21 protein-coding genes and 3 tRNA genes are annotated in these 21,835 nt (G+C 68.7%); 13 read left to right on the top strand and 11 right to left on the bottom strand.

Features of this window, described 5'->3' with window-relative positions:
* The 5 genes from Q0D57_RS14665 to Q0D57_RS14645 all read left to right on the top strand — a co-directional run.
* Window positions 1–1,701, top strand: a 1,701-nt coding sequence (locus Q0D57_RS14665; RefSeq protein ID WP_291045357.1) for a DNA gyrase subunit B, incomplete at its 5' end; no start/stop codon positions are given.
* Between the two features lie 104 nt (window positions 1,702–1,805).
* The gene (gene gyrA, locus Q0D57_RS14660) at window positions 1,806–4,316 is read left to right on the top strand and encodes a DNA gyrase subunit A (protein WP_291045359.1); all 2,511 of its coding nucleotides are present in this window, start codon (window positions 1,806–1,808) and stop codon (window positions 4,314–4,316) included.
* Window positions 4,309–4,716 (top strand): DUF3566 domain-containing protein, encoded by a 408-nt coding sequence (locus tag Q0D57_RS14655; protein WP_259525605.1) that lies wholly within the window; start codon window positions 4,309–4,311, stop codon window positions 4,714–4,716. Before gyrA ends, Q0D57_RS14655 begins: the two co-directional genes overlap by 8 nt.
* A 55-nt stretch (window positions 4,717–4,771) precedes the next feature.
* A tRNA-Ile gene (locus tag Q0D57_RS14650) sits at window positions 4,772–4,845 on the top strand.
* A gap of 43 nt (window positions 4,846–4,888) precedes the next feature.
* A tRNA-Ala gene (locus Q0D57_RS14645) sits at window positions 4,889–4,961 on the top strand.
* 115 nt (window positions 4,962–5,076) lie between these two features.
* Here Q0D57_RS14645 and Q0D57_RS14640 read toward each other — a convergent pair.
* Entirely contained in the window at window positions 5,077–5,628 is a 552-nt protein-coding gene (locus tag Q0D57_RS14640; protein WP_259525604.1) for a hypothetical protein, read from the bottom strand.
* Between the two features lie 142 nt (window positions 5,629–5,770).
* Here Q0D57_RS14640 and Q0D57_RS14635 point away from each other — a divergent pair, with 142 nt between their 5' ends.
* Together Q0D57_RS14635 and Q0D57_RS14630 are read left to right on the top strand one after the other, a co-directional pair.
* A complete protein-coding gene (locus Q0D57_RS14635) occupies window positions 5,771–6,310 on the top strand; it encodes a peptidylprolyl isomerase (RefSeq protein ID WP_291045356.1) in 540 nt (179 codons plus the stop codon).
* Window positions 6,311–6,342: 32 nt separating this feature from the next.
* Window positions 6,343–7,212: a rhomboid family intramembrane serine protease gene (locus Q0D57_RS14630; RefSeq protein ID WP_291045355.1), complete on the top strand. Its 870-nt coding sequence runs from the start codon at window positions 6,343–6,345 to the stop codon at window positions 7,210–7,212.
* Window positions 7,213–7,302: 90 nt separating this feature from the next.
* Here the strand turns inward: Q0D57_RS14630 and Q0D57_RS14625 are convergent, their stop codons facing one another.
* Complete coding sequence (locus tag Q0D57_RS14625; RefSeq protein ID WP_291045354.1) at window positions 7,303–7,572, bottom strand: cell division protein CrgA; 270 nt, start codon at window positions 7,570–7,572, stop codon at window positions 7,303–7,305.
* 111 nt (window positions 7,573–7,683) lie between these two features.
* On the opposite strand from Q0D57_RS14625, the gene Q0D57_RS14620 reads away from it, so the two are divergent.
* Genes Q0D57_RS14620 through Q0D57_RS14610 form a run of 3 tightly spaced genes read left to right on the top strand, consistent with a single transcriptional unit; the run spans window position 7,684 to window position 9,446 of the window.
* Entirely contained in the window at window positions 7,684–8,646 is a 963-nt protein-coding gene (locus Q0D57_RS14620; RefSeq protein WP_291045350.1) for a class E sortase, read from the top strand.
* 3 nt (window positions 8,647–8,649) lie between these two features.
* On the top strand, window positions 8,650–8,811 hold the full coding sequence (locus tag Q0D57_RS14615) for a hypothetical protein (protein ID WP_291045347.1): 162 nt from the start codon (window positions 8,650–8,652) through the stop codon (window positions 8,809–8,811).
* Window positions 8,808–9,446 (top strand): gamma-glutamyl-gamma-aminobutyrate hydrolase family protein, encoded by a 639-nt coding sequence (locus Q0D57_RS14610; protein WP_291045346.1) that lies wholly within the window; start codon window positions 8,808–8,810, stop codon window positions 9,444–9,446. Before Q0D57_RS14615 ends, Q0D57_RS14610 begins: the two co-directional genes overlap by 4 nt.
* A 17-nt stretch (window positions 9,447–9,463) precedes the next feature.
* On the opposite strand, the gene Q0D57_RS14605 is transcribed toward Q0D57_RS14610, so the two are convergent.
* Complete coding sequence (locus tag Q0D57_RS14605) at window positions 9,464–10,024, bottom strand: TetR family transcriptional regulator (protein WP_291045344.1); 561 nt, start codon at window positions 10,022–10,024, stop codon at window positions 9,464–9,466.
* 34 nt (window positions 10,025–10,058) lie between these two features.
* On the opposite strand from Q0D57_RS14605, the gene Q0D57_RS14600 reads away from it, so the two are divergent.
* Complete coding sequence (locus Q0D57_RS14600) at window positions 10,059–11,045, top strand: NAD(P)-dependent alcohol dehydrogenase (protein ID WP_291045342.1); 987 nt, start codon at window positions 10,059–10,061, stop codon at window positions 11,043–11,045.
* Here the strand turns inward: Q0D57_RS14600 and pknB are convergent.
* From pknB to Q0D57_RS14565, 7 genes are read right to left on the bottom strand one after another with little or no spacing between them, the layout of a single operon-like run.
* Window positions 11,021–12,730: a Stk1 family PASTA domain-containing Ser/Thr kinase gene (gene pknB, locus Q0D57_RS14595; RefSeq protein ID WP_291045339.1), complete on the bottom strand. Its 1,710-nt coding sequence runs from the start codon at window positions 12,728–12,730 to the stop codon at window positions 11,021–11,023. The two genes, Q0D57_RS14600 and pknB, sit on opposite strands and share 25 nt — an antisense overlap.
* A gap of 4 nt (window positions 12,731–12,734) precedes the next feature.
* Window positions 12,735–14,498 carry a serine/threonine-protein kinase gene (locus Q0D57_RS14590; RefSeq protein ID WP_291045337.1) on the bottom strand — a complete coding sequence of 588 codons (1,764 nt, stop codon included), beginning with the start codon at window positions 14,496–14,498 and terminating at the stop codon, window positions 12,735–12,737.
* The gene (locus Q0D57_RS14585; RefSeq protein WP_291045335.1) at window positions 14,495–15,946 is read right to left on the bottom strand and encodes a penicillin-binding protein 2; all 1,452 of its coding nucleotides are present in this window, start codon (window positions 15,944–15,946) and stop codon (window positions 14,495–14,497) included. Before Q0D57_RS14585 ends, Q0D57_RS14590 begins: the two co-directional genes overlap by 4 nt.
* 4 nt (window positions 15,947–15,950) lie before the next feature.
* Window positions 15,951–17,336, bottom strand: coding sequence for an FtsW/RodA/SpoVE family cell cycle protein (locus Q0D57_RS14580; protein WP_291045333.1), 1,386 nt, complete (start codon window positions 17,334–17,336; stop codon window positions 15,951–15,953).
* Window positions 17,333–18,691 (bottom strand): PP2C family serine/threonine-protein phosphatase, encoded by a 1,359-nt coding sequence (locus tag Q0D57_RS14575; protein WP_291045331.1) that lies wholly within the window; start codon window positions 18,689–18,691, stop codon window positions 17,333–17,335. Before Q0D57_RS14575 ends, Q0D57_RS14580 begins: the two co-directional genes overlap by 4 nt.
* A gap of 4 nt (window positions 18,692–18,695) precedes the next feature.
* Window positions 18,696–19,292: an FHA domain-containing protein gene (locus Q0D57_RS14570; RefSeq protein WP_291045329.1), complete on the bottom strand. Its 597-nt coding sequence runs from the start codon at window positions 19,290–19,292 to the stop codon at window positions 18,696–18,698.
* Between the two features lie 10 nt (window positions 19,293–19,302).
* Window positions 19,303–20,109 (bottom strand): DUF3662 and FHA domain-containing protein, encoded by an 807-nt coding sequence (locus tag Q0D57_RS14565; protein ID WP_291045327.1) that lies wholly within the window; start codon window positions 20,107–20,109, stop codon window positions 19,303–19,305.
* 227 nt (window positions 20,110–20,336) lie between these two features.
* Here Q0D57_RS14565 and Q0D57_RS14560 point away from each other — a divergent pair.
* Window positions 20,337–20,420, top strand: a tRNA-Leu gene (locus tag Q0D57_RS14560).
* A gap of 93 nt (window positions 20,421–20,513) precedes the next feature.
* Window positions 20,514–20,888 carry a hypothetical protein gene (locus Q0D57_RS14555; protein WP_291045325.1) on the top strand — a complete coding sequence of 125 codons (375 nt, stop codon included), beginning with the start codon at window positions 20,514–20,516 and terminating at the stop codon, window positions 20,886–20,888.
* Window positions 20,889–20,946: 58 nt separating this feature from the next.
* Here Q0D57_RS14555 and Q0D57_RS14550 read toward each other — a convergent pair whose 3' ends face one another.
* Window positions 20,947–21,738, bottom strand: a complete 792-nt coding sequence (locus Q0D57_RS14550) for an alpha/beta hydrolase (RefSeq protein WP_291045323.1) — start codon at window positions 21,736–21,738, stop codon at window positions 20,947–20,949.
* Between the last annotated feature and the right edge of the window lie 97 nt (window positions 21,739–21,835).

Genomic DNA, 21,835 nt, shown 5'->3' with positions numbered 1-21,835 from the left:
ACCGTGGAGGTCGTGCTGACGATCCTGCACGCCGGCGGAAAGTTCGGCGGTGGCGGCTATGCGGTCTCCGGCGGCCTGCACGGCGTGGGCTCCTCCGTGGTCAACGCGCTGTCGAGCGAGCTCGACGTCGAGGTGCGCCGCCAGGGCAGCGTCTACCGCCAGAGCTACAGGATCGGCGTGCCCCAGGCACCGCTCGAGAAGGGCGAGTCGACCACCGAGCGCGGCACGCGGATCACCTTCTGGCCGAACAAGGACATCTTCGAGACCGTCGAGTTCGACTACGAGACCCTCCGCGCCCGGTTCCAGCAGATGGCCTTCCTCAACAAGGGCCTCGCCATCAAGCTCACCGACGAGCGCGGTCGCGACGCCGGGCTCGGCGAGGAGGAGTCGGTGGGGGAGACCACGGTCACCTACCTCTACGAGAACGGCCTCAAGGACTACGTCGAGTACCTCAACCGCTCGAAGAAGGCGGAGCTCGTCAACGAGGAGATCATCTCGTTCGAGCAGGAGGACACCGAGCGCAAGATCGCCCTCGAGGTCGCGATGCAGTGGACGACGGCCTACAACGAGAGCGTGCACACCTACGCGAACACGATCAACACGCACGAGGGCGGCACGCACGAGGAGGGCTTCCGAGCGGCGCTCACGACGCTCGTGAACAAGTACGCGCGCGAGAAGAACATCATCAAGGAGAAGGACGAGAACCTCTCCGGCGACGACGTGCGCGAGGGCCTGACCGCCGTCATCTCGATCAAGCTCGCCGAGCCGCAGTTCGAGGGCCAGACCAAGACCAAGCTCGGCAACACCGAGGCCAAGGCCTTCGTGCAGCGCGTGGTCGGCACCGAGCTCACCGACTGGTTCGACCGCAACCCCGTGCAGGCGCGCGACATCATCCGGAAGGCCATCCAGGCCTCGCAGGCCCGTCTCGCCGCCCGCAAGGCGCGCGAGCAGACCCGCCGCAAGGGCCTGCTCGAGGGCGGCGGCATGCCGGGCAAGCTCAAGGACTGCTCGAGTCGCGACCCCGCCCGCAGCGAGATCTTCATCGTGGAGGGCGACTCGGCCGGCGGCTCCGCCATCCAGGGCCGGAACCCCGAGACCCAGGCGATCCTGCCGCTGCGGGGAAAGATCCTCAACGTGGAGAAGGCGCGTCTCGACCGCGCCCTCGGCAACGCCGAGGTGCAGGCCATGATCACGGCCTTCGGCGCGGGAATCGGCGAGGACTTCAACCCCGAGAAGGCCAGGTACCACAAGATCGTGCTGATGGCCGATGCCGACGTCGACGGCCAGCACATCACGACGCTCCTGCTCACCCTCGTGTTCCGCTACATGCGGCCGCTCATCGAGCTCGGCTACGTCTACCTCGCCATGCCGCCGCTCTACCGGCTCAAGTGGTCGAACTCGCCGCACGAGTACGTCTACTCGGATGCGGAGCGCGACGCGCTGCTCGTCGACGGCCAGGCCGCCGGCAAGCGCATCCCGAAGGAGAACGGGATCCAGCGCTACAAGGGCCTCGGCGAGATGGACTACCGCGAGCTGTGGGACACCACGATGGACCCGGACACGAGGACCCTGCGCCAGATCACCCTGGACGACGCGGCCGCCGCCGACGAGATCTTCTCCACCCTCATGGGTGAAGACGTCGAATCGCGCCGCAACTTCATCCAGAAGAACGCCAAAGACGTTCGCTTCCTCGACATCTGATCACCGACAGAGACTGACACTCAGACATGACAGACGACACCACCCCGGAGTTCGCGGACGCGACGCCCGGTGACCTCGGGCAGGCTCCGGACTCCTCCGGTGCCATGGTCGACCGCATCGAGCAGGTCGACCTGCAGCTCGAGATGCAGCGCTCCTACCTCGACTACGCCATGAGCGTCATCGTGGGCCGTGCCCTGCCCGACGTGCGCGACGGCCTCAAGCCCGTGCACCGCCGCGTGATCTACGCGATGTACGATGGCGGCTACCGGCCCGACCGCGCCTTCTCGAAGTCGGCGCGCGTCGTCGGCGAGGTGATGGGCCAGTTCCACCCGCACGGTGACTCGTCGATCTACGACGCCCTCGTGCGCCTCATCCAGCCCTGGAGCCTGCGCTACCCGCTCGCCCTCGGCCAGGGCAACTTCGGCTCCGCCGGCAACGACGGCGCGGCCGCCCCGCGGTACACCGAGACCAAGATGGCCCCCCTCGCGCTCGAGATGGTGCGCGACATCCAGGAAGAGACCGTCGACTTCCAGGACAACTACGACGGCCGCACCCTCGAGCCCGTCGTGCTGCCCGCCCGGTTCCCGAACCTCCTGGTGAACGGATCGGTCGGCATCGCGGTGGGCATGGCCACCAACATCCCGCCGCACAACCTGCGCGAGGTCGCGGCCGGCGCCGTCTGGTACCTCCAGAACCCCGAGGCCGACCGCGAGGAGCTCCTCGAGGCGCTGATGGAGCGGATCAAGGGCCCCGACTTCCCGACCGGCGCCCAGGTGCTCGGCACGAAGGGCATCCAGGATGCCTACCGCACCGGCCGCGGCTCGATCACGATGCGCGCCGTCGTGAGCGTGGAGGAGCTGCAGGGCCGCACCTGCCTCGTGGTCACCGAGCTGCCCTACCAGGTGAACCCCGACAACCTCGCGATCAAGATCGCCGATCTCGTGAAGGACGGCAAGCTCGCCGGCATCGCCGACATCCGCGACGAGACCTCGGGCCGCACCGGTCAGCGCCTCGTGATCGTGCTGAAGCGCGACGCCGTGGCCAAGGTGGTGCTCAACAACCTCTACAAGCACACCCAGCTGCAGGACAACTTCGGCGCCAACATGCTCGCGATCGTCGACGGCATCCCGCGCACCCTCCCGCTCGACGGCTTCATCACCGAGTGGGTGGCGCACCAGATCGACGTCATCGTGCGCCGCACCCGGTTCCGCCTGCGTGAGGCCGAAGCCCGCATGCACATCCTGCGCGGCTACCTGGCGGCCCTCGACGCCCTCGACGAGGTGATCGCCCTCATCCGTCGCTCGCCGACCGTGGAGGAGGCCCGCGACGGCCTGATGGAGCTGCTCTCGATCGACGAGCTGCAGTCCCGCGCCATCCTCGAGCTCCAGCTGCGCCGCCTGGCCGCGCTCGAGCGCCAGAAGATCCAGCAGGAGGCCGAGGACCTCCAGCTGAAGATCGACGAGTACAACGCGATCCTCGAATCTCCCGCCCGTCAGCGCGAGATCATCATCGAGGAGCTCAGCGAGATCGCCGACAAGTTCGGCGACGACCGGCGCACCGAGATCATGTTCGGCTTCGACGGCGACATGAACATGGAAGACCTCATCCCCGAGGAGGAGATGGTGGTCACCGTCACCCGCGGCGGCTACGTCAAGCGCACGCGGAGCGACAACTACCGCTCGCAGCACCGTGGCGGCAAGGGCGTCAAGGGCGCGCAGCTGCGGGCGGACGACGTGGTGGAGCACTTCTTCGTCACCACCACGCACCACTGGCTGCTGTTCTTCACCGACCGGGGCCGGGTCTACCGCGCCAAGGCCTACGAGCTGCAGGAGGCCGGCCGCGACGCGAAGGGCCAGCACGTGGCGAACCTGCTGGCGCTCGCTCCGGATGAGCAGATCACGCAGATCCTGGACATCCGGGACTACAAGGTGGCCAAGTACCTCGTGCTCGCCACCCGCGAGGGGCTCCTGAAGAAGACGGCCCTCACGGAGTACGACACGAACCGCTCGGGCGGCATCATCGCCATCAACCTGCGCGACGACGACGCGCTCGTCTCCGCCCTCCTCGTGGAGGAGGACAGCGACCTGCTGCTCGTGTCGAAGAAGGGCATGTCGATCCGCTTCACGGCCACCGACGAGGCGCTGCGGCCGATGGGCCGCGCCACCTCCGGTGTGATCGGCATGAAGTTCCGTGGCGACGACGCGCTCCAGGGCGCCTCCGTCGTCTCCGACGAGGGCTTCGTGTTCATCGTGACCGAGGGCGGCTACGCCAAGCGCACCTCGGTCGAGGAGTACCGCGTGCAGGGCCGTGGCGGCCTCGGCATCAAGGTCGCCAAGCTGCAGGATGCGCGGGGCGATCTGATCGGCTCGCTCATCGTCGGCGAGGACGACGAGGTCCTTGTGGTTCTTGCCAGTGGCAAGGTGGTACGCTCTGCCGTGGCCGAAGTACCGGCCAAGGGACGCGACACGATGGGCGTGGTCTTCGCTCGCTTCGCGGACGACGATCGCATCATCGCGGTGGCGAAGAACACCGAACGCAACCTGGAATCGGAGCTCGAAGCCATCGAGGCTGAGACCTCTGCCGCTCCTGGAGAGGACGTAACGACGGATGAGTAATCTTGGCGACAAATTCGCGAAGAAGACCGCACGGGTCGCCACCACGAAGCAGGTCCGCCTCAAGCTGGTCTACATCGACTTCTGGTCGGTGCTGAAGATCTCCTTCCTCCTCGCGATCATCCTCGGGATCGTGACGGTGGTCGCCAGCTTCCTCGTCTGGTCGGTGCTCAACCAGACCGGTGTGTTCGACTCCGTCAACACGCTGCTGCAGGACATCGCGGGTGCGAACAACTTCGACCTGTTCGACTTCGCGTCGCTTCCGCAGGTCATGGGCTTCTCGGTGGTGGTGGGCGTTCTGAACGTCATCGTCATCACCGCGCTGGGTGCGATCGGGGCGGCGCTGTACAACCTCGCCGTGCGCATCACGGGCGGCATCATGCTCGGCTTCACCAACAAGTAGAGCCGATTGGCAGAACAGGGCCTCCGTAAGGTAGTCTCGTCTCTGGTCAAAAAACGGGGTTATAGCTCAGGCGGTTAGAGCGCTTCGCTGATAACGAAGAGGTCCAAGGTTCAAGTCCTTGTAACCCCACGAGAGATCCACAAGAAATCTCCCAAGGGCTTCGGCCCCATGGGGGGCCTTAGCTCAGTTGGTAGAGCGCCTGCTTTGCAAGCAGGATGTCGGGAGTTCGATTCTCCCAGGCTCCACGTGCTGATGGAATGGGATGCGTACACGCATCCCATTCGTCGTTAATGGCGGAGATGATGACAACGAAGAAGCCCCGCACCTCTCGGTGCGGGGCTTCTGTCGTGAGCGGCGAGATCAGCTCTCGGGATTGGTCTCGGGCTCGGGGTCTTCGTCGGCGATCCAGAGCTCGTCGTCGGCGCGCAGGGTCTGCCAGAGGGCGTACCCGACTCCCACGGCGGTGACCACACCGAGGCTCACCACGAAGACGAGGCCCACGGTGGAGCCCGCCGAACGCGGGGTCTGCTTCTGCAGCGCCTTGGCGGCCTTGCCGGCCTTCTTGCCCGCCTGCTTCAGCAGCTCGGGGTTGTTCTTGGACTGCAGCACGGCAGCGGCCGAGCCGATGGTGCCGGCGAGGGCCGGCAGCACGTCGGAGGCGAACTGGCGCTTGACGGTCTCGCCGGCGACCTTCACCTCGGCGACCTTGCGGCTCACGGTCGGGGCCACGGCACCGACGGCGGACTTGACGCGGGGCTTGACCTCCTCGTCGGTGAGGAAGCTCGCCTGCTTGGCGGCCTCACGCAGGATGGCATTGGCACGGTCGAGGACATCATGCTGATCGACCCACAGGTCTTCAGCGTTTCCCTTCAGACGCTTCAGCGCTTTGCGACGCTTACGGGTAAGACTCATGGGAAACCTCCATCGGCGAGAGCACGGACGATCTCATCTTGGCACGCATAGCGACGGCGCAGTAGGCCACGGCACTGACCATCCACTCCACATACGCTGGAGCTTCACTGGAAGCGCATGCCCGGTGTGACAGAATCGAACCATGCCCGTACACACCCACGTCGCCACTCTCACCACCAACCACGGCCCGATCGTGGTGAACCTCTACGGTCACCACGCTCCGAAGACCGTCAAGAACTTCGTCGGCCTCGCCACGGGTGAGCTCGAGTGGACCGACCCGAAGAACGGCCAGTCGACGTCGGCCCCGCTCTACGACGGCAGTGTGTTCCACCGCATCATCCCGGGCTTCATGATCCAGGGCGGCGACCCGCTCGGCAACGGCACGGGCGGCCCCGGCTTCAAGTTCGACGACGAGATCAACCCCGAGCTCGACTTCACCGAGCCGTACATCCTCGCCATGGCCAACGCCGGCGTGCAGGGCGGCAAGGGCACCAACGGCTCGCAGTTCTTCATCACCGTCGGCGCCACCACGTGGCTGCAGGGCAAGCACACCATCTTCGGCGCCGTCGCCGACGACGCCTCGAAGCGCATCGTCGACAAGCTCGCCGGTGTCGCCACCGACGCCTACGACCGTCCGCTCGACGAGGTCGTGCTCGAGAGCGTCACCATCGAGGCGGTCTGATCCGCTCCGCCTGACCTCGCGCCGAGCAGCCGATGACCACCGCCCCGGATTCCCGGGAGAACTTCTGCTACCGCCATCCGGAGCGGCAGAGCTACATCCTCTGCCAGCGCTGCGGGCGGACGGTGTGCCCCGAGTGCTCGGTGCAGGCCGCGGTCGGCGTGCACTGCGTCGAATGCGCGGCACGCGATCGGCGTGAGGCGCCCAAGGTCAACCGGGGTCGCCCCGCGTTCCTGCGCAACCTGACGGGCTCCGAAGCCCCCGTGGTCACCTACGCGATCATCGCGCTCTGCCTCGTGGTCTTCGCGCTGCAGTCGCTTCCCGTCATCGGGGGCACCGTGACAGCGGCCCTCCAGTTCGCGCCGCTCTACGTCATGCCGATCCCCGGCGTGCCGTTCGAGCCCTGGCGCATGATCACCGCGGCGTTCGTGCACGGCGGCATCTTCCATGTGCTGCTCAACATGTACACGCTGTTCATCTTCGGCAGTGCTCTCGAGCGCGGGCTCGGGCGCTGGCGCTACATCGCGCTCTACCTCATCTCCGGCTTCGGCGGATCGGTGGCCGTGCTGCTGCTCGCCGCTCCCAACCAGGCCGTCGTGGGCGCATCCGGAGCGATCTTCGGGCTGATGGGCGCGTTCTTCGTGATCAACCGTCACCTCGGCGGCAGCAGCGTGCAGCTGCTGGTGCTGGTGGTCATCAACCTGGCCTACGGATTCATCGTGCCGGGCATCTCGTGGCAGGCGCACGTGGGCGGTCTCGTCGCGGGTGCGCTGGTGGCACTGGTCTACGTGCAGACGCGGCGGATCCGTCAGAAGCGGATGCAGATCGTGCTCGTGGGTGCGGTGGCGGCAGGGCTGGTTGCCGTCACGACAGCCGGAGCCGTGCTCATCCCTGCTGCGCTCTGAGCGAGCCGTCGTTAGTTCTCCACAGGCTTGTCCACAACTGTGGACTTATCCACAGACGTTTCCACATTGGGGATAATTACAGCGGTGTAATTAGCGCCAGCGGGTCGTCATGATGAAGCCGATGAAGGCGATGCCGAAGCCGATCAGGATGTTCCAGCTGGCGAGGTCCGGAATAGGGAACTGGCCCTGGCTGACGTAGAAGACGATGATCCAGAGCAGGCCGACGAGCATGAACCCGAACATGACGGGCTTGAACCACACGGGATTGGGGTTGTTCGACGACGAGTCGTCGCGGTTCGAGCGCTGAACCTCTCGCGTGCGGCGGGCGACGTCCGTCGAAGTATCTTTGTCTCGAGCCATGCCGACGATTCTAACGGGCTTTGACGGCGGGTTCTCCACCGGTTGTCCACAGGTTCTCCACAGGCCGTAACTCCGGGCGGCTCCCCAGCCAGGGCATTCTAGGATTGACCCATGACCGAGCAGCAGGACGATGACCCCTTCGCGGCCTTGAGGGCCGACGACGGCGACGCCGCTGAGCCTGCCCCGTCGCGGAAGGCCGCCCGGCGAGCTCAGGCCGAGAGCGTGCAGTCCGACGCCGCGCCGGCTGAGAACGTGCAGGCCGAGAACGTGCAGGCCGGCACCGCCGAGTCAGCCGACCTCCGTCGCCCCCGCCGCAAGAAGCGCAGCATCGGATCGCGCGTGGTCGGGGTGTTCGGCGAGCTGCTCATCACGGCCGGTGTGCTCGTGCTGCTGTTCCTCGGCTGGCAGTTCTCGCTCAACGGCATCATGCTCAACAACCAGCAGGCCTCGGATGCGAACAACCTCGCGGCCGGCTGGGCCACGAGCGCGCCGCCCGAGACGCCGGTGCCCACCCCCGTCGCCACGGAGCCGGGCGCTCCCGCTCCCGCCGACTTCCAGTACGGCGAGCCGCCCGTGATGGGTGCGATCGAGAACACCGAGAGCTTCGCGGTGATCTACGTGCCGCGCTTCGGAGCCGACTTCAAGAAGACCATCGCCGAGGGCGTCGACCCCCGTGCCGTGCTCAACAACGGCGGCGCCGGCCACTACTCCAACTCGCAGATGCCCGGCGAGGTGGGCAACTTCGCCATCGCCGCGCACCGCGACGGGTGGGGCAGCCCGTTCCTGAAGATCAACGAGCTGCAGCTCGGCGACAAGGTCTACATCGAGACGCAGGACGGGTGGTACACCTACACCTACCGGAGCACGGAGTACGTCACGCCCTTCGGCGTCGGCGTGATCGACCCCGTGCCCCAGGTTCCGGATGCGACGCCCGTCGACCGCCTCATCACGCTCACGAGCTGCAACCCCCTCTACATCGCCTCCGAGCGCATCATCGCCTACGGAGTGCTGACAGACTGGACACCGCGATCGGTCGGCGCGCCCGCCGAGATCGCCGCGATCGTGGGAGCCTGACCGATGTACGCAGCCTTGTGGCGCATCCTGCCCGGACCGATCTGGGTGCGCATCCTGATCGTCGTCGTGCTCCTCGCGGCGGTGCTGTTCGCACTCGCCACCTGGGTCTTCCCGTGGATCGACGACATCACCACTCCGGTGCAGGAAGTGACGGTCGGGCAATGACGAGGGTTCTCGTCGTCGACAACTACGACAGCTTCGTCTACACGCTGAACGGCTACCTCCAGCAGCTCGGCGCCGAGACCGAGGTGGTGCGGAACGACTCGTTCGATGCGGCCGACGCGGCGTCGACGATCGGCGGCTACGACGCGGTGCTCCTCTCGCCCGGCCCAGGCAAGCCCTCGGAGGCGGGGGTCTCGATCCCGGTCGTGCTCGCGGCGCTCGAGTCGGGCACGCCGCTTCTCGGTGTGTGCCTCGGCCACCAGGCGATCGCGGAGGCCCTCGGAGCCACCGTCACCCACGCCGAGGAGCTCATGCACGGCAAGACCTCGGTCATCCGTCACGACGGCAGTGCGTTCTACGACGGTGTGGCCGACGGCTTCACCGCCACCCGCTACCACTCGCTCGCCGTGGTCGACGGCACGGTGCCCGACTCACTCGTGGTGACCTCACGCACCGAGGGCGGCGTCATCATGGGGCTCCGTCACGTGAGTGCGCCGGTGTTCGGAGTGCAGTTCCACCCCGAGTCCGTGCTCACCGAGGGCGGCTACGCCATGCTCGGCAACTGGCTCGCCGTCGCGGGCCTCGACGAGGCCCCTGAGAAGGCGGCTCACCTCAACCCCCTGCTCCGCGCGGTCTGAGCCGAGGCCGCGCCGGTCTACGGCGCGAGCGCTCCACCCAGGTAGGCGACGAGGGCGGCCCGCCGGCGCGCGTGCGTCGACTCCGGATCGCCGGCGGTGGCGACCTCGGTGATGGATCCCTGGGCCCAGGTCGCTGCGGTCGCGATCAGCAGCGACCAGATGTCACGGGCGTCGATGTCGTCCCGCACGCGTCCTGCCCGCTGCTGCTCCTCGATGTCCCGGATGTGCTGGGCGTCCCGTTGCTCGAGGCCGGAGAACAGGTAGCCGGTGCCGTCGCGCTCGAGGCGCTTCCACATCAGCAGGCGCACGAGCGACGGATCGGTGAGGTAGTCGTCGTAGAGCCGCGACACGTAGCCGGGCAGGTCGTCGGCGGTGAAGGGAACGCGCTCGCCGTTGCCGATGACGTGCGCCTCGAACACGGCGTCGAAGAGCTTCTCCTTGCCGCCGAAGTAGGAGTACAGCATGGGCTTGCTCAGGCCGGACAGCTCCGCGATGCGGTCGACCCGCGCGCCGGCCATCCTGTGCTCGGCGAACTCCGTGGTCGCTGCGTCGAGGATCCGTGATCGTGATGAGACCATCTCGCGCCGGGACCTCCGCGACGATGACGTCGACGTGCGCGTGACGTTCTGCGGCGTCTGCCACAGCGACCTCCACGCCCTGCACACTCCGGTGGAGCAGGGCGGAACGTTCCCGCTCGTCCCGGGGCACGAGTTCGTGGGTGAGGTGGTGGCGGTCGGTGCCGCGGTGAGCGGATTCGCACCGGGTGATCCGGTCGCGGTGGGCAACATCGTCGACTCCTGCGGCACCTGCCGGATGTGCTCGGCGGGGCAGGAGAACTTCTGCGAGGAGTTCCCGACGCTGACCTACGGCGGCCGGGACCGCCTCGACGGTTCGATCACCGCCGGGGCCTACTCCGGCCGGTACGTCGTGCGCGACCGGTTCGTCTACCACCGACCCGCCACGCTCCAGCCGGCCGCGGTGGCTCCGCTCCTCTGCGCGGGAGTCACGGTCTGGGAGCCCCTCCGCGCGGCGGGAGTCGGCATCGGCACGCGACTCGGGGTGGCCGGGATCGGCGGGCTCGGGCACCTCGCGGTGCGACTCGGCCGCGCCCTCGGGGCCGAGGTGACGGTGTTCACCACGACCCCCGCCAAGGCGCGTGATGCGGAACGGCTCGGCGCCGCTCACGTCGTCGTGTCCACCGACGCGGACGCCATGGCGGCCGCACGCGGCTCGGTCGACGTCATCCTCGACACGGTCGCCGTGCCGCACGAGCTCGCGCCCTACCTACGGGCGCTCGACCTCGACGGCACGCTCTTCAGCCTCGGCCACCTCGGGCCGGTGACCGTCGAGACGATCGACCTCCTGGTGGGCCGCAAGCGACTGGCCTCCGCCGGGAGCGGTGGTCGCCGCTCGCCCCAGGAGCTCCTCGACTTCTGTGGCGAGCACGGCATCGTCGCCGACGTCGAGGTGGTCCCGGCGGGCGAGGTCGGCGACGCGCTCGAGCGCCTCGAGAAGGGCGACGTGCGCTACCGGTTCGTTCTCGACCTGGCAGGTCTCGACGCAGGGCTCCGTGATCAGGCGGCGGGGCCGGTGCAGTAGCGGATGACGATCTCCGAGCCCTGCATGGCGTCGCCCTCCGCGATCGACTGCGACGAGACCGGGCTCGCGGGCTGCGCAGGGCAGCCAGGATCCTGCTCGACGCGCACCTGGAGCTTCGCCTGCGACGTCAGCGTGTCGGCGGCGATGTCGATGGGCTGACCCGCGACATCCGGAACCGACACCATGCCGCTGGAGACCACCAGGTCGATGGTGTCGCCGTTGAAGGCGGCGGTGGCGTTCGCGGGATCGGTGCGGAGCACGATCCCGGCCGGGACATCCGGGGAGTTCTCCACGATGGTCTGCCCCACGACGAAGCCCGCGCCCGTGAGGGCGGCCGAGGCCTGCTCCACGTTCTGGCCGGTGAGGTCGGGCACGGCCACACTCTGCCGTCCGAGCGAGACCTTCACCTCGATCACCGTCTCGGGGCTCACGATGGTGCCTGCCGGAGGATCGGTCTCGATCACCTGACCCTCGGGGATGGTGTCGTGGTACTGGTCGAAGCGCGCGGTGACGAGATCGAGCTGCTGCAGCGTCGCATCCGCTGCGTCGAAGCTCTGGCCCGTCATGGTCGGCACCTCGCGCGACATCGAGGGCAGCTCGTCGGAGGGCTGGAGCGTGAGCACCCAGAACACGATGGCGACCAGGATGACGGCGACCGAGGCGATTCCCGCCCAGATCCACACCACGGGTGGGCGCGACTGCGTGCGCACGGCGTACTCGTCGTCACCCGCGAGCTGCGTGAGAGCCGACTCGTTGCCCTGGGCGAGGCTCGGGGGTGCACCGAACAGCGATGACTGGAAGTCATCGGCCGGAAGTCGCTTCGAGGGGATCTTGCCGGCACCGGCCACCTCGAGGTCGGCGCGGAACTCCACGGCGCTCTGGAACCGGGCGAACCGGTCCTTCGCGAGGGCGTGCAGCACCACCTGGTCGATGGCGGGCGAGACGAGCGGATTGATGCTCGAGGGCGCGACCGGCATCTCGCTGACGTGCTGGTAGGCGACCGCCACGGGGGTCTCGCCCTTGAAGGGCGGCTCCCCCGTGAGCATCTCGAACAGCACGACGCCCGTGGAGTAGAGGTCGGTGCGGGCGTCGACGGATTCGCCGCGCGCCTGCTCCGGCGAGAAGTACTGGGCCGTGCCGAGGATCGCGGTGGTCTGCGCGACCGTGGCCGACGAGTCGGAGATGGCGCGGGCGATGCCGAAGTCCATCACCTTGACCTGGCCGCCGTGGGTGACCATGACGTTGCCCGGCTTGATGTCGCGGTGCACGACGCCCGCGCGGTGCGAGTACTCGAGAGCGGTGAGGATGCCCTCGGTGATGCGGATCGCCTCGGCCGAGTCGACGGGACCCTCGCGGATCAGGTCCTTCAGCAGCTTGCCCTCGACGAACTCCATGACGATGAACGGCACGACGCCCTCGAAGCCGCCGGCCTCCGCCACCCGCTCCTCGCCCGCGTCGAAGACGCGCACGATGGTGGGATGCGCCATGCGCGACGCCGCCTGCGCCTCCTGACGGAAGCGGGTGCGGAAGATCGGGTCTCCGGCGAGCGACGACTTGAGCAGCTTGATGGCGACCTGGCGGCCGAGCCGCTCGTCACGGCCCGAGTAGACGTTGGACATGCCGCCTCGGCCGATGAGCTCGCCGAGGCGATACCTCCCGGCGAGGAGTCGGTTGTCGTCAGTCACCCGGTCAGTCCTGTTCGGCGGGAGTCACGGTGGGGTTCGGGGCCGGAGGCTCCGACGTGACCAGGGTGAGCGAGGGCGAGAAGCCCGAGACGGATCCCGAGCACGAGACGCTGTAGCGGATCTCGATGCTCGCGCCGGGCTCGGTCGGGGCCACCAGGGTGGCCGAGGGGCTCGTGCCCGGCTGGATGGTGATCGTGGCGTTCGTGGCCTCGAGCGTGTAGGTGTCGAGGGTCGTGCCGGACGGGCAGCTGTACGAGGTCCAGTTGACCACGAAGGTGCCGCCGGGCTCGACCTCGCCGTCGGCGACGCCGGTGCCGCCCGTGGGGGCCGCGGTGGGAGCATCCGGAACGATGACGTCGCCGTAGACCGTGAGCGAGATGGTCGAGCCCTTCTGCACGTTGCCCACGGGGGTGGCCTGGTAGACGAAGTCGACCTGGTCGGCCGAGGGGGCCGCGTTGCCGACGACACGGGCCGCGCTGAGGCCCTTCTCCGAGAGGAGGGCGGCCGCCTCGTCGAACGACTTACCGCGGAGCTCCGACTCCGAGACCGCCACCACGGTGGGGGTGGGGCTCGTGGAAGGAGTGACCGACGGCGTCGGTGTCGAGGAGGTCGGCGCCGGGGGCGTGGTGGTGGCGGGCGTGCTGCCGCCGGTGTTCTGCACCACGAGGGCCACGATCGTGCCCACGAGCACGAGGCCCAGGATGATGATGAGCACGATGAGCGGCCAGGTCCAGGCGCTCCGCTTCTTGGGCTCCTCCTCGACCTCGTCGACCTGCGTGGCGGCCGCACCGGCGGGGATGATCGGCGCGGCGGAGGCGGCACCGGGCGTGGAGAGCAGCTGCGTGGCCTCGGTGGTGGAGCCGGGAGCCGGCATGAGCTGTGTGGCCGTGGTGGGCGGCAGCGGCTCGTTGCCGAGCACGGCCGGGACGGCGGCGGCCGCGGAGGCGATGTCGCCGCGGCGGAGAGCCATGGCGGCGCGCGCGAGGCTGCCGGTCGACGACGGGCGGTCCTCCGGCTTCTTGGCGATGCAGGAGAGCACGAGGTTGCGCACGGGCTCGGCCACCGTGACCGGGAGGTCGGGCGGCGTCTCGTTGATCTGCGCCATGGCGATGGCCACCTGCGACTCACCCGTGAACGGGCGCTTGCCGGCGAGGCACTCGTAGGCCACGATGCCGAGGGAGTAGATGTCGGTGGTCGGTGAGGCGGGGTGCCCGCTCGCCTGCTCGGGCGAGAGGTACTGCACCGTGCCCATCACCTGACCGGTGGCCGTGAGTGGCACCTGGTCGGCGATCCGGGCGATCCCGAAGTCGGTGATCTTGACGCGGCCGTCGGGCGTGATGAGCAGGTTGCCGGGCTTGATGTCGCGGTGCACGAGGCCCGCGGCGTGAGCGGCCTGCAGGGCGAGAGCGGTCTGCGCGACGATGTCGAGCACGCGGTCGGTCGAGAGCACGTGCTCGCGCTCGAGGATGGTGGAGAGCGCCTCGCCGGGCACGAGCTCCATCACGAGGTAGGCGCTTCCCTCCTCCTCGCCGTAGTCGAAGACGTTGGCGATGCCCTCGTGGTTGACGAGCGCGGCGTGACGGGCCTCGGCGCGGAAGCGCTCGAGGAAGCCCGGGTCGCCCAGGTACTCGTCCTTCAGGATCTTGATGGCGACGGTGCGCCCGATCACGAGGTCGGTGGCCTGCCAGACCTCGCCCATGCCGCCGATCGCGATGCGATTGGACAGCTCGTACCGGCCCCCGAAGGTCACCCCTGCTGTGGGTCTCATCTGCTCAAGCCCGCCTCTAGTACTCGTTGTGCGATCGGTGCGGCCACTTCGTTCCCCGTCCCGTCCTGGCCCAGTCCGCCGCCGTCCTCCACGACCACTGCGACCGCGACCCGAGGGTTGTCCGCGGGAGCGAAACCGGTGAACCACAGGGTGTAGGGATCGCCCTCCCCGTTCTCCGCGGTGCCGGTCTTACCGGCCACACTGACCCCGTCTATTCTTGCATTAGTCCCCGCGCCGCTCTCGACGGCATCGACCATCAGCGCGGATAGTGTCGAAGCTGTTACCGAACTCAGCGGGGTGCCGAGCTCCTTCGCCTCGAAGCTCTCGAGCACGCTCAGATCCGGTGCCCGGATCTCGTCGACGAGGGTGGGGGTCATCAGGGTGCCGCCGTTGGCGACGGCGGCCGAGAGCAGCGCGATCTGGAGGGGCGTGGCGACGTCGCTGCCCTGGCCGAAGGCCGACAAGGCGACCTGCGCGTCGTCGAGACCGCGCGGGTACAGGCTCGCCGAGACGTCCATCGGCACGGCCAGCTCGGCGCCGAAGCCGAACGAGTCGGCCATGTCGCCGAGCGCGCCCTCACCGATCTCCATGCCGAGCTCGGCCATCGGGATGTTGCAGGAGAGCACGAAGGCCGTGGCGATCGTGGTGGTGTCGCCGCCTCCACAGGTTCCGCCGCCGGCGTTGCTCACGGTGTTGCTCGAGCCCGGGAGGGGGAGCCGCGCGAGGTTGGGCTCGGTGTGGTCGACGCCGAGGCCCGCGGTCTGCACGGCCGCCGCGGTGGTGACGATCTTGAAGGTCGACCCGGGCGGGTAGAGCGCGTTGATCGACTTGTTGATGAGCGGATCGCCGTCGGCGGCCAGCAGGGTGTCGTAGGTGTCGATGACCTGCTGGGTGTCGTGCACGGCGAGGGAGTTGGGGTCGTAGTCGGGCTTGGAGACCATGGCGAGGATCCGGCCGGTCGCCGGCTCGATGGCCACGACGGCACCGCGCTGGTCGCCGAGGGCGTCGTAGGCGGTCTGCTGCAGCACGGGGTCGATCGTGAGCTCGACCGAGGCGCCCTGGGGGTTCTGCCCCGTGACCAGGCGGTTGAGGTAGTCGAGGAACTGCGATTCCGAGGTGCCCGAGAGGTAGTCGTTGAGGGACTGCTCGATCTGGCTCGATCCCTGCCCGAGCGTGTAGTAGCCCGTGACCGCGCTGTAGAGCGGGCCGGCCGGGTAGGTGCGCTGGTACTTGAACTCGTCGGTGGTCGGCACCGAGAGCGCGATCGGCTGGCCGTCGACGAGGATGGGGCCGCGCTCGGTGTCGTAGCTCGCGTAGATGGAACGGGCGTTGCGGGCGTCGCCGTCGAGGTTGCCGGCCTGGAAGTACTGGATGATCGTGGTCGACACGAACAGCGTCAGGAACATCAGGAACACGACGACGCTCACGCGCTTGAGTTCTCGGGTCACCGGTCTAGATCACCAGCCTGGGCTGATTGCGCACTGTGTCCGAGAGCCGGAGCAGCAGCGCCACGATGATCCAGTTCGCCACGAGCGACGAACCGCCCGCCGCCATGAACGGCGTCGTGAGGCCGGTGAGCGGGATGACGCGGGTGACGCCGCCGATCACGATGAAGCACTGCAGCGCGACGGTGAACGACAGGCCCACGCCGAGGAGCCGACCGAAGTCGTCCTGCCCGGCGAAGCTGATCCGGAAGCCGCGTGCGATGAAGAGCAGGTAGAGCGCCAGCACGGCGAACATGCCGGCGAGGCCGAGCTCTTCGCCGAGCGAGGCGATGATGTAGTCGCTCTGCGCCAGTGGGGTGATGTCGGGGCGGCCCTGGCCGAGACCGGTGCCGATCATGCCCCCGCTGGCGAGCCCGAAGAGGCCCTGCACGAGCTGGTAGCTGCCGCCCACGGCCTCGTAGTTGGCCGGGTTGAAGGCGTCGAACCAGTTCGTGAACCGGTCGTTGACATAGGTGAGCACTTGGCCGGCGAGCACGCCGCCCGCGAGGAACAGGCCCACACCAAGCACGACCCAGCTCGCCCGGCCCGTGGCCACGTAGATCATGACGACGAAGAGGCCGAAGTAGAGCAGCGCCGTTCCGAGGTCGCGCTGGAAGATGATGACCGACATCGACAGGGCCCAGAGCACGAGGATGGGCCCGAGGTCGCGGGCACGCGGGAAGCGCATGCCGAGGAACTTCGTGCCGACCATCGAGAGGCTGTCGCGGCGCGACACGAGGTAGCCCGCGAAGAACACGGCGAGGGCGATCTTGGCCACCTCGCCGGGCTGGAACGAGAACGAGCCGACGTGGATCCAGACCCGGGCGCCGTTGATCTCCTGGCCGATGCCCGGGAGCATCGGCAGGAGCAGCAGCACGGCCGCCACGAGCATCGCGATGTAGGTGTAGCGCTGGAGCACGCGGTGGTTCCGGATGACGAGGATGACGGCGATCGAGATGGCCACGGCCACCGCGGTCCACACCACCTGCCGCACCGCCGTGCTCTCCCAGCCGGTGAGCTTCTCGGCGATATCGATGCGGTAGATCATCGCGATCCCGATGCCGTTCAGGAGCGCCGCGATCGGCAGGATGAACGGATCGGCGTTCGTGGCCACGAAGCGCAGCGCGATGTGCATGCCGAAGACCAGGATCGAGAGGCCCGCGCCCAGGTAGACGACCGTGCTGTCGGCGTAGCCGAGGGCCCCGAACTGCACGAGGACGACCGCGAAGGCGTTGAACGCGCACACCAGGATGATGAGGAACAGCTCGAGGTTGCGCAGCTTCTGCGGCACGCGGATGCGCCGGACGCCCTTGGTGGGGGTCTCGGTGGCGACGGCAGCGGTGACGTCGGTCATGGGGCCGGCTCCGGAGCGGGTGCGGGGGCAGGTGCAGGTGCAGGTGCCTGCGTGGGGGTGGGGGTCGGAGTGGGCGTGGCGGTGCTCGGCCGGTCGACGTTCTGGTCGATGCCCGTGGCTGCGGCGTCGCTCAGGCGCTTGACGATCTCGAGGGCGGCGGTCACCGAGTCGGCGCTGATCGTGGTCTCGACCTGGCGTCTCGTGTACGGCGGCAGCGCATCCGTCTCGACGTCGGTCTGCTGGAAGACGTGCGAGAGCTGCACCGGGCCGATGCCCTGCTGCACGCCCTGGTAGATGGCGACGTAGCCGTTGGCCTCGCCCACGTAGAAGCGCGTCTGGGTCCACTGGTAGCCCGCGTAGAGCACGCCCGCGATGATGCCGAGCACGATCAGGACGCCCACGAGCCAGGTGGCCTTGCGGCGGCGGCTGCGTCGGCGGTCCTCCTCGATCAGCTCGTCGAGGTAGTCGGCCGACTCGGGCTCGAAGTGGCTCGGCTCGGAGCTCGCGGGGCTCCGCGGGTGCAGGCGGAGGCCCGGGATGCGGGAGGTGCGGCGGCCGACGGTCTGCTCGAAGGCGATGGGCTGGGCGGCCGAGCCGACCGTGACCGGCGCCACCTCGGGGGTCTCGAACGACTGGTGCACGTCGACCACGACCACCGTGACGTTGTCGGGAGCGCCGTGGTCGAGGCTCACCTTGAGGAGCCCGTTCGCGGCATCCTGCGGCGTGATGCTGCTCTTGAGGATCTCCTCGATCTCGTCGTGCTCCACGACACCCGAGAGGCCGTCGGAGCAGAGCATCCAGCGGTCGCCCGGCCGGGTGTCCATCACCTGCAGATCGACCTCGGGGGCCGCGTCGACGTCGCCGAGCACGCGCATGAGCACGGAGCGGCGGGGGTGCGTCTTGGCCTCCTCGGCCGTGATCCGGCCCGAGTCGACGAGGCGCTGCACGAAGGTGTGGTCGACGGTGATCTGGGTGAGCACGTCCTCCCGGAGCCGGTAGACGCGGGAGTCGCCGATGTGCGCGAGCGCGACGCTGTGGCCCACCCGCACGAGGGCGCTCAGGGTGGTGCCCATGCCGGTGAGTTCGGGGTGGTCGTAGACGGTCTCGGTGAGCACGGCGTTCGCCGCGACGATGGCCTCCTGCAGCGCGAACTCCGCATCGACGGCCGAGCTGTACTCGCCGTCGATCTCGATCAGGCGCTTGAGGGCGAGCGCGCTCGCGACATCGCCTCCCGCGTGACCCCCCATGCCGTCGGCCACCGCGAAGAGCGTCTGCCCCGCGAAGCCCGAGTCCTGGTTGTTGGAGCGGATCTTGCCCACATGGGACACGGCCGCGCTCACGGTCACGATCGCCATAGGCTCACCGTCGGAGTTCGAAGCTCGTGGCGCCGATGCGGATCGGCGTGTTCAGCGGGATGTGCACCGGGGCGGTGACGCGATTGCCGTCGAGGAAGGTTCCGTTCGTGGAGTCGAGATCCTGGATGACCCACTCGTCACCCCAGATCATGAGCCGGGCGTGGTGGGTGGAGGTGTAGTCGTCGCGGATGACGACGCTGGAGTCGGAGGAGCGGCCGATCGTGAGCGGCTCGGTGCCGAGACTGATCTCGCTGCCCGACTTGGGGCCGGAGGTGATGACGAGGCGGCCGGCGTTGGAGGTGGTGGCGCGCGGGGGGCCGCTCAGCTCCGTGCCGGGGGCGGGCACGAAGGTGGGCACCTTCGGCGCGGGGGGCGGGGGAGCTGCCGGAGCTTGCGGCTGCGCGGTCTGCTGGGCTGCGCCGCCCTGGGCGTTGCCCTGTGCGCCGCCTTGGGACGGCTGGCCGCCCGCGGGAGCCTCGCGGAGCTTCCGCACCCGCTGGCCGAACAGGTCGGAGCGCATGGCGTAGACCACGATGAAGATGAACACCCAGAGCAGCGCCAGGAAGGCGAGCTGGAGGATGAGGAGTGTGAGTTCGCTCATGATCGCCCGCCTACCTCCAGAATCCGCCGGGATCGGACTGCGGCGGGCGGGAGGAGGCTGGGGCGGACGGGCTGCTCGGGCGGTGGGCGCCGCTGCCGCCGGATCCGGAGCTGCCGTTGGGGCGGCTGCCGCCGCTGCCGCCGGCGCGGCTGCCGGACTGCGGCACGATGCGGAAGACGATGCTCGTGCGGCCGATCTGGATGACGGAGTCGGGCTCGAGGGCCGCGCGAGAGAAGGACTGGCCGTTCAGCTGCGACCCGTTCGTGGAGCCGAGGTCGCGGGCCTCGGCGCGCGTGCCGTCCCACAGGATCTCGACGTGCTTGCGGCTCGTGCCCGTGTCGTCGACCGTGATGTCGGCGTCGCTGCCGCGGCCGATGATGGTGCGCGAGCGGGTGAGCGGATGACGCGTGCCCGCGATGTCGACCACCGGCATCCAGCTCACGTTCTGCTGCACGTTGGCCGACTCGATCTGCATGACGCCCGTGGTGAGCGAGGGGTTCTCCACGAGGTCGATCGAGATGCCGCCGGCGAACTGGAAGCCCTGCTGCGCGGCGTGCTGCTGCACGATCTGCGTCAGGTCGTCGATGAGGGTGGGGCCGATGGTGGTCATGCGCTGGTGGTCTGCCGAGGCGAGGAGCACGCGGAAGCTGTTGGGAACGAGGATGCGATCGCGCGATACGACGGCCGCCTTGGTGTCGAGCTCGCGCTTCAGTGCCGCGGAGATCTCGACCGGCTGGAGCCCCGAGCGGAAGGTCTTCGCGAAGGCGCCGTTGACGGCGCGCTCGAGACCCTTCTCGAAGTTGTCCAGGATTCCCACGTCGTTCGGTTCCCTTTCTGGGGCTGTCTGCTCGGGCTCTCTGCTCGGGCTGTCTGCTCGCGCTTCTCGGCACAGGATTTCGCGCAGCCGGGAGTCGTCAAGGCGTGAACGCTAGGACGATGTTACTTGTCCTGGGTGACAATTCCCCTCGTTCCGGCGGCGAGGGGGTTCTGGAGGCCGCCGTGGTTCGCACCACGCCGCATCCGCATGCTAATCTCTCCTAGTTCGCGCGAGTGGCGGAATTGGCAGACGCGCTGGCTTCAGGTGCCAGTGCCCGCAAGGGCGTGGGGGTTCAAGTCCCCCCTCGCGCACGAACAGGCCCGATCATCCGGAATCTTCTGGGTGGCCGGGCCTCTTTGCTTGTGGACGGTGCGAACTAGTTGACCGAGGTTCACAATTGGGTTGTGACCAGAGAGAACGAGACAGCACGCATCCACCCGCTCATGTCGGCCGAGACGAACGTGCAGCGGATCATGTGGACCGGGACGGCGTGGTTCGCCGTGGCGGCGGGCTCGGCGGCGATCGTGCTGGGGATGCTGCTGTCGTCGGGGTGGCGGCCGGCGCAGCTTCCGGACGATCTGCAGGTGCTGTGGTGGGTGGGGTCGGTGCTCGTGGTGCTCAGCGTGGGGCTGATCGGGTGGTCGGGGTGTCCCATCCTCGAGGTGGACGTGCCGACCGCGAGCCGGAACAAGAGCCGCACGATGCAGCTGGGCACGATGTTCTTCATCATCGGCGGGGCCGTGGCGATGTTCGCGGTGCTGCTGGGGCCGGCCGCCTGACGGGTGGGTGGTGCTTCAGGTGGTGCGTCGGGTGTGTCGGTGCGTGCGATTCGGTGCGTCAGCCGGTTGCGGTCGAGGTTCTGATGAAGTCGGTGAGCGCGGCGGTGATCTCGGAGCGCACCGCGGCATCCGTGGTGGTGGCGGCGCCGTCGCCGGGCTGCAGGCCGTAGTCGCCGAACTGCGCGTGGGTGGCGCCGGGGAGCTGCACGAAGATCGTGTCGCTCGGGAGCGCATCGCGGGAGGCCTCGATCTTCGCGGGCGTGCTGAGACCGTCGTTCTCGCCCGAGAGGGAGAGGACCGGCTTGCCGAGCCCTGACTCGTCGCCGGCGCAGTAGGAGGCGAAGAGCACGAGTCCCGTGACCGCGGGGTCGGCGGCGTACTGGCAGGCCTTCACGCCGCCGAGGGAGTGGCCGCCCACGAACCACTCCTCGACGTCGGGGGCGAGGGAGGTGAACGCCTCGAGGGTGCGGAACTCGGCGATCGCGAAGTTGAGCACGGGCCGCACGACCACGATCGTGGTGCCGGATGCGGCGACCCCGCTGAGTTTGTCGGCGTAGGCGAGGGGGTCGACCTTGGCGCCGGCGAGGAAGACGAGACCGGTGCCGTCGGGGTCGGCGGGGGTGAGGATGACGTGGTCGTAGGTCCACTCGGTGGTGACGGCGGGGTCGGCGGCCAGGGCCTCGACGGGAGCGCGCTCGGCGGCGAAGGTGATGTGGGCGTAGACGAGGAAGGCGGCGACGGCCAGCACGAGGGCGGTGGCGATGGCTGCCGCCGTGGTGCGGAGGACGGGGTGGCGGCGGCGGGGCTCGCGTCCGGGCTTGCCGCCGGGTGGCTGCTCCGGCGGCGTCACGAGCGCAGGCCGCTCGCATCGTAGCGGGCGAGGGCGTCGGCGTCGATGGCTCGGGTGGCGGCGCGGCGGGCGGCGTCGAGGGCGGCGACCGGATCGG

Source organism: Herbiconiux sp., from assembly GCF_023264895.1.
GTDB lineage: Bacteria > Actinomycetota > Actinomycetes > Actinomycetales > Microbacteriaceae > Herbiconiux.
Note: the sequence above shows the minus strand (reverse complement) of the source record. Positions and strands in the feature narration are given on the sequence as shown.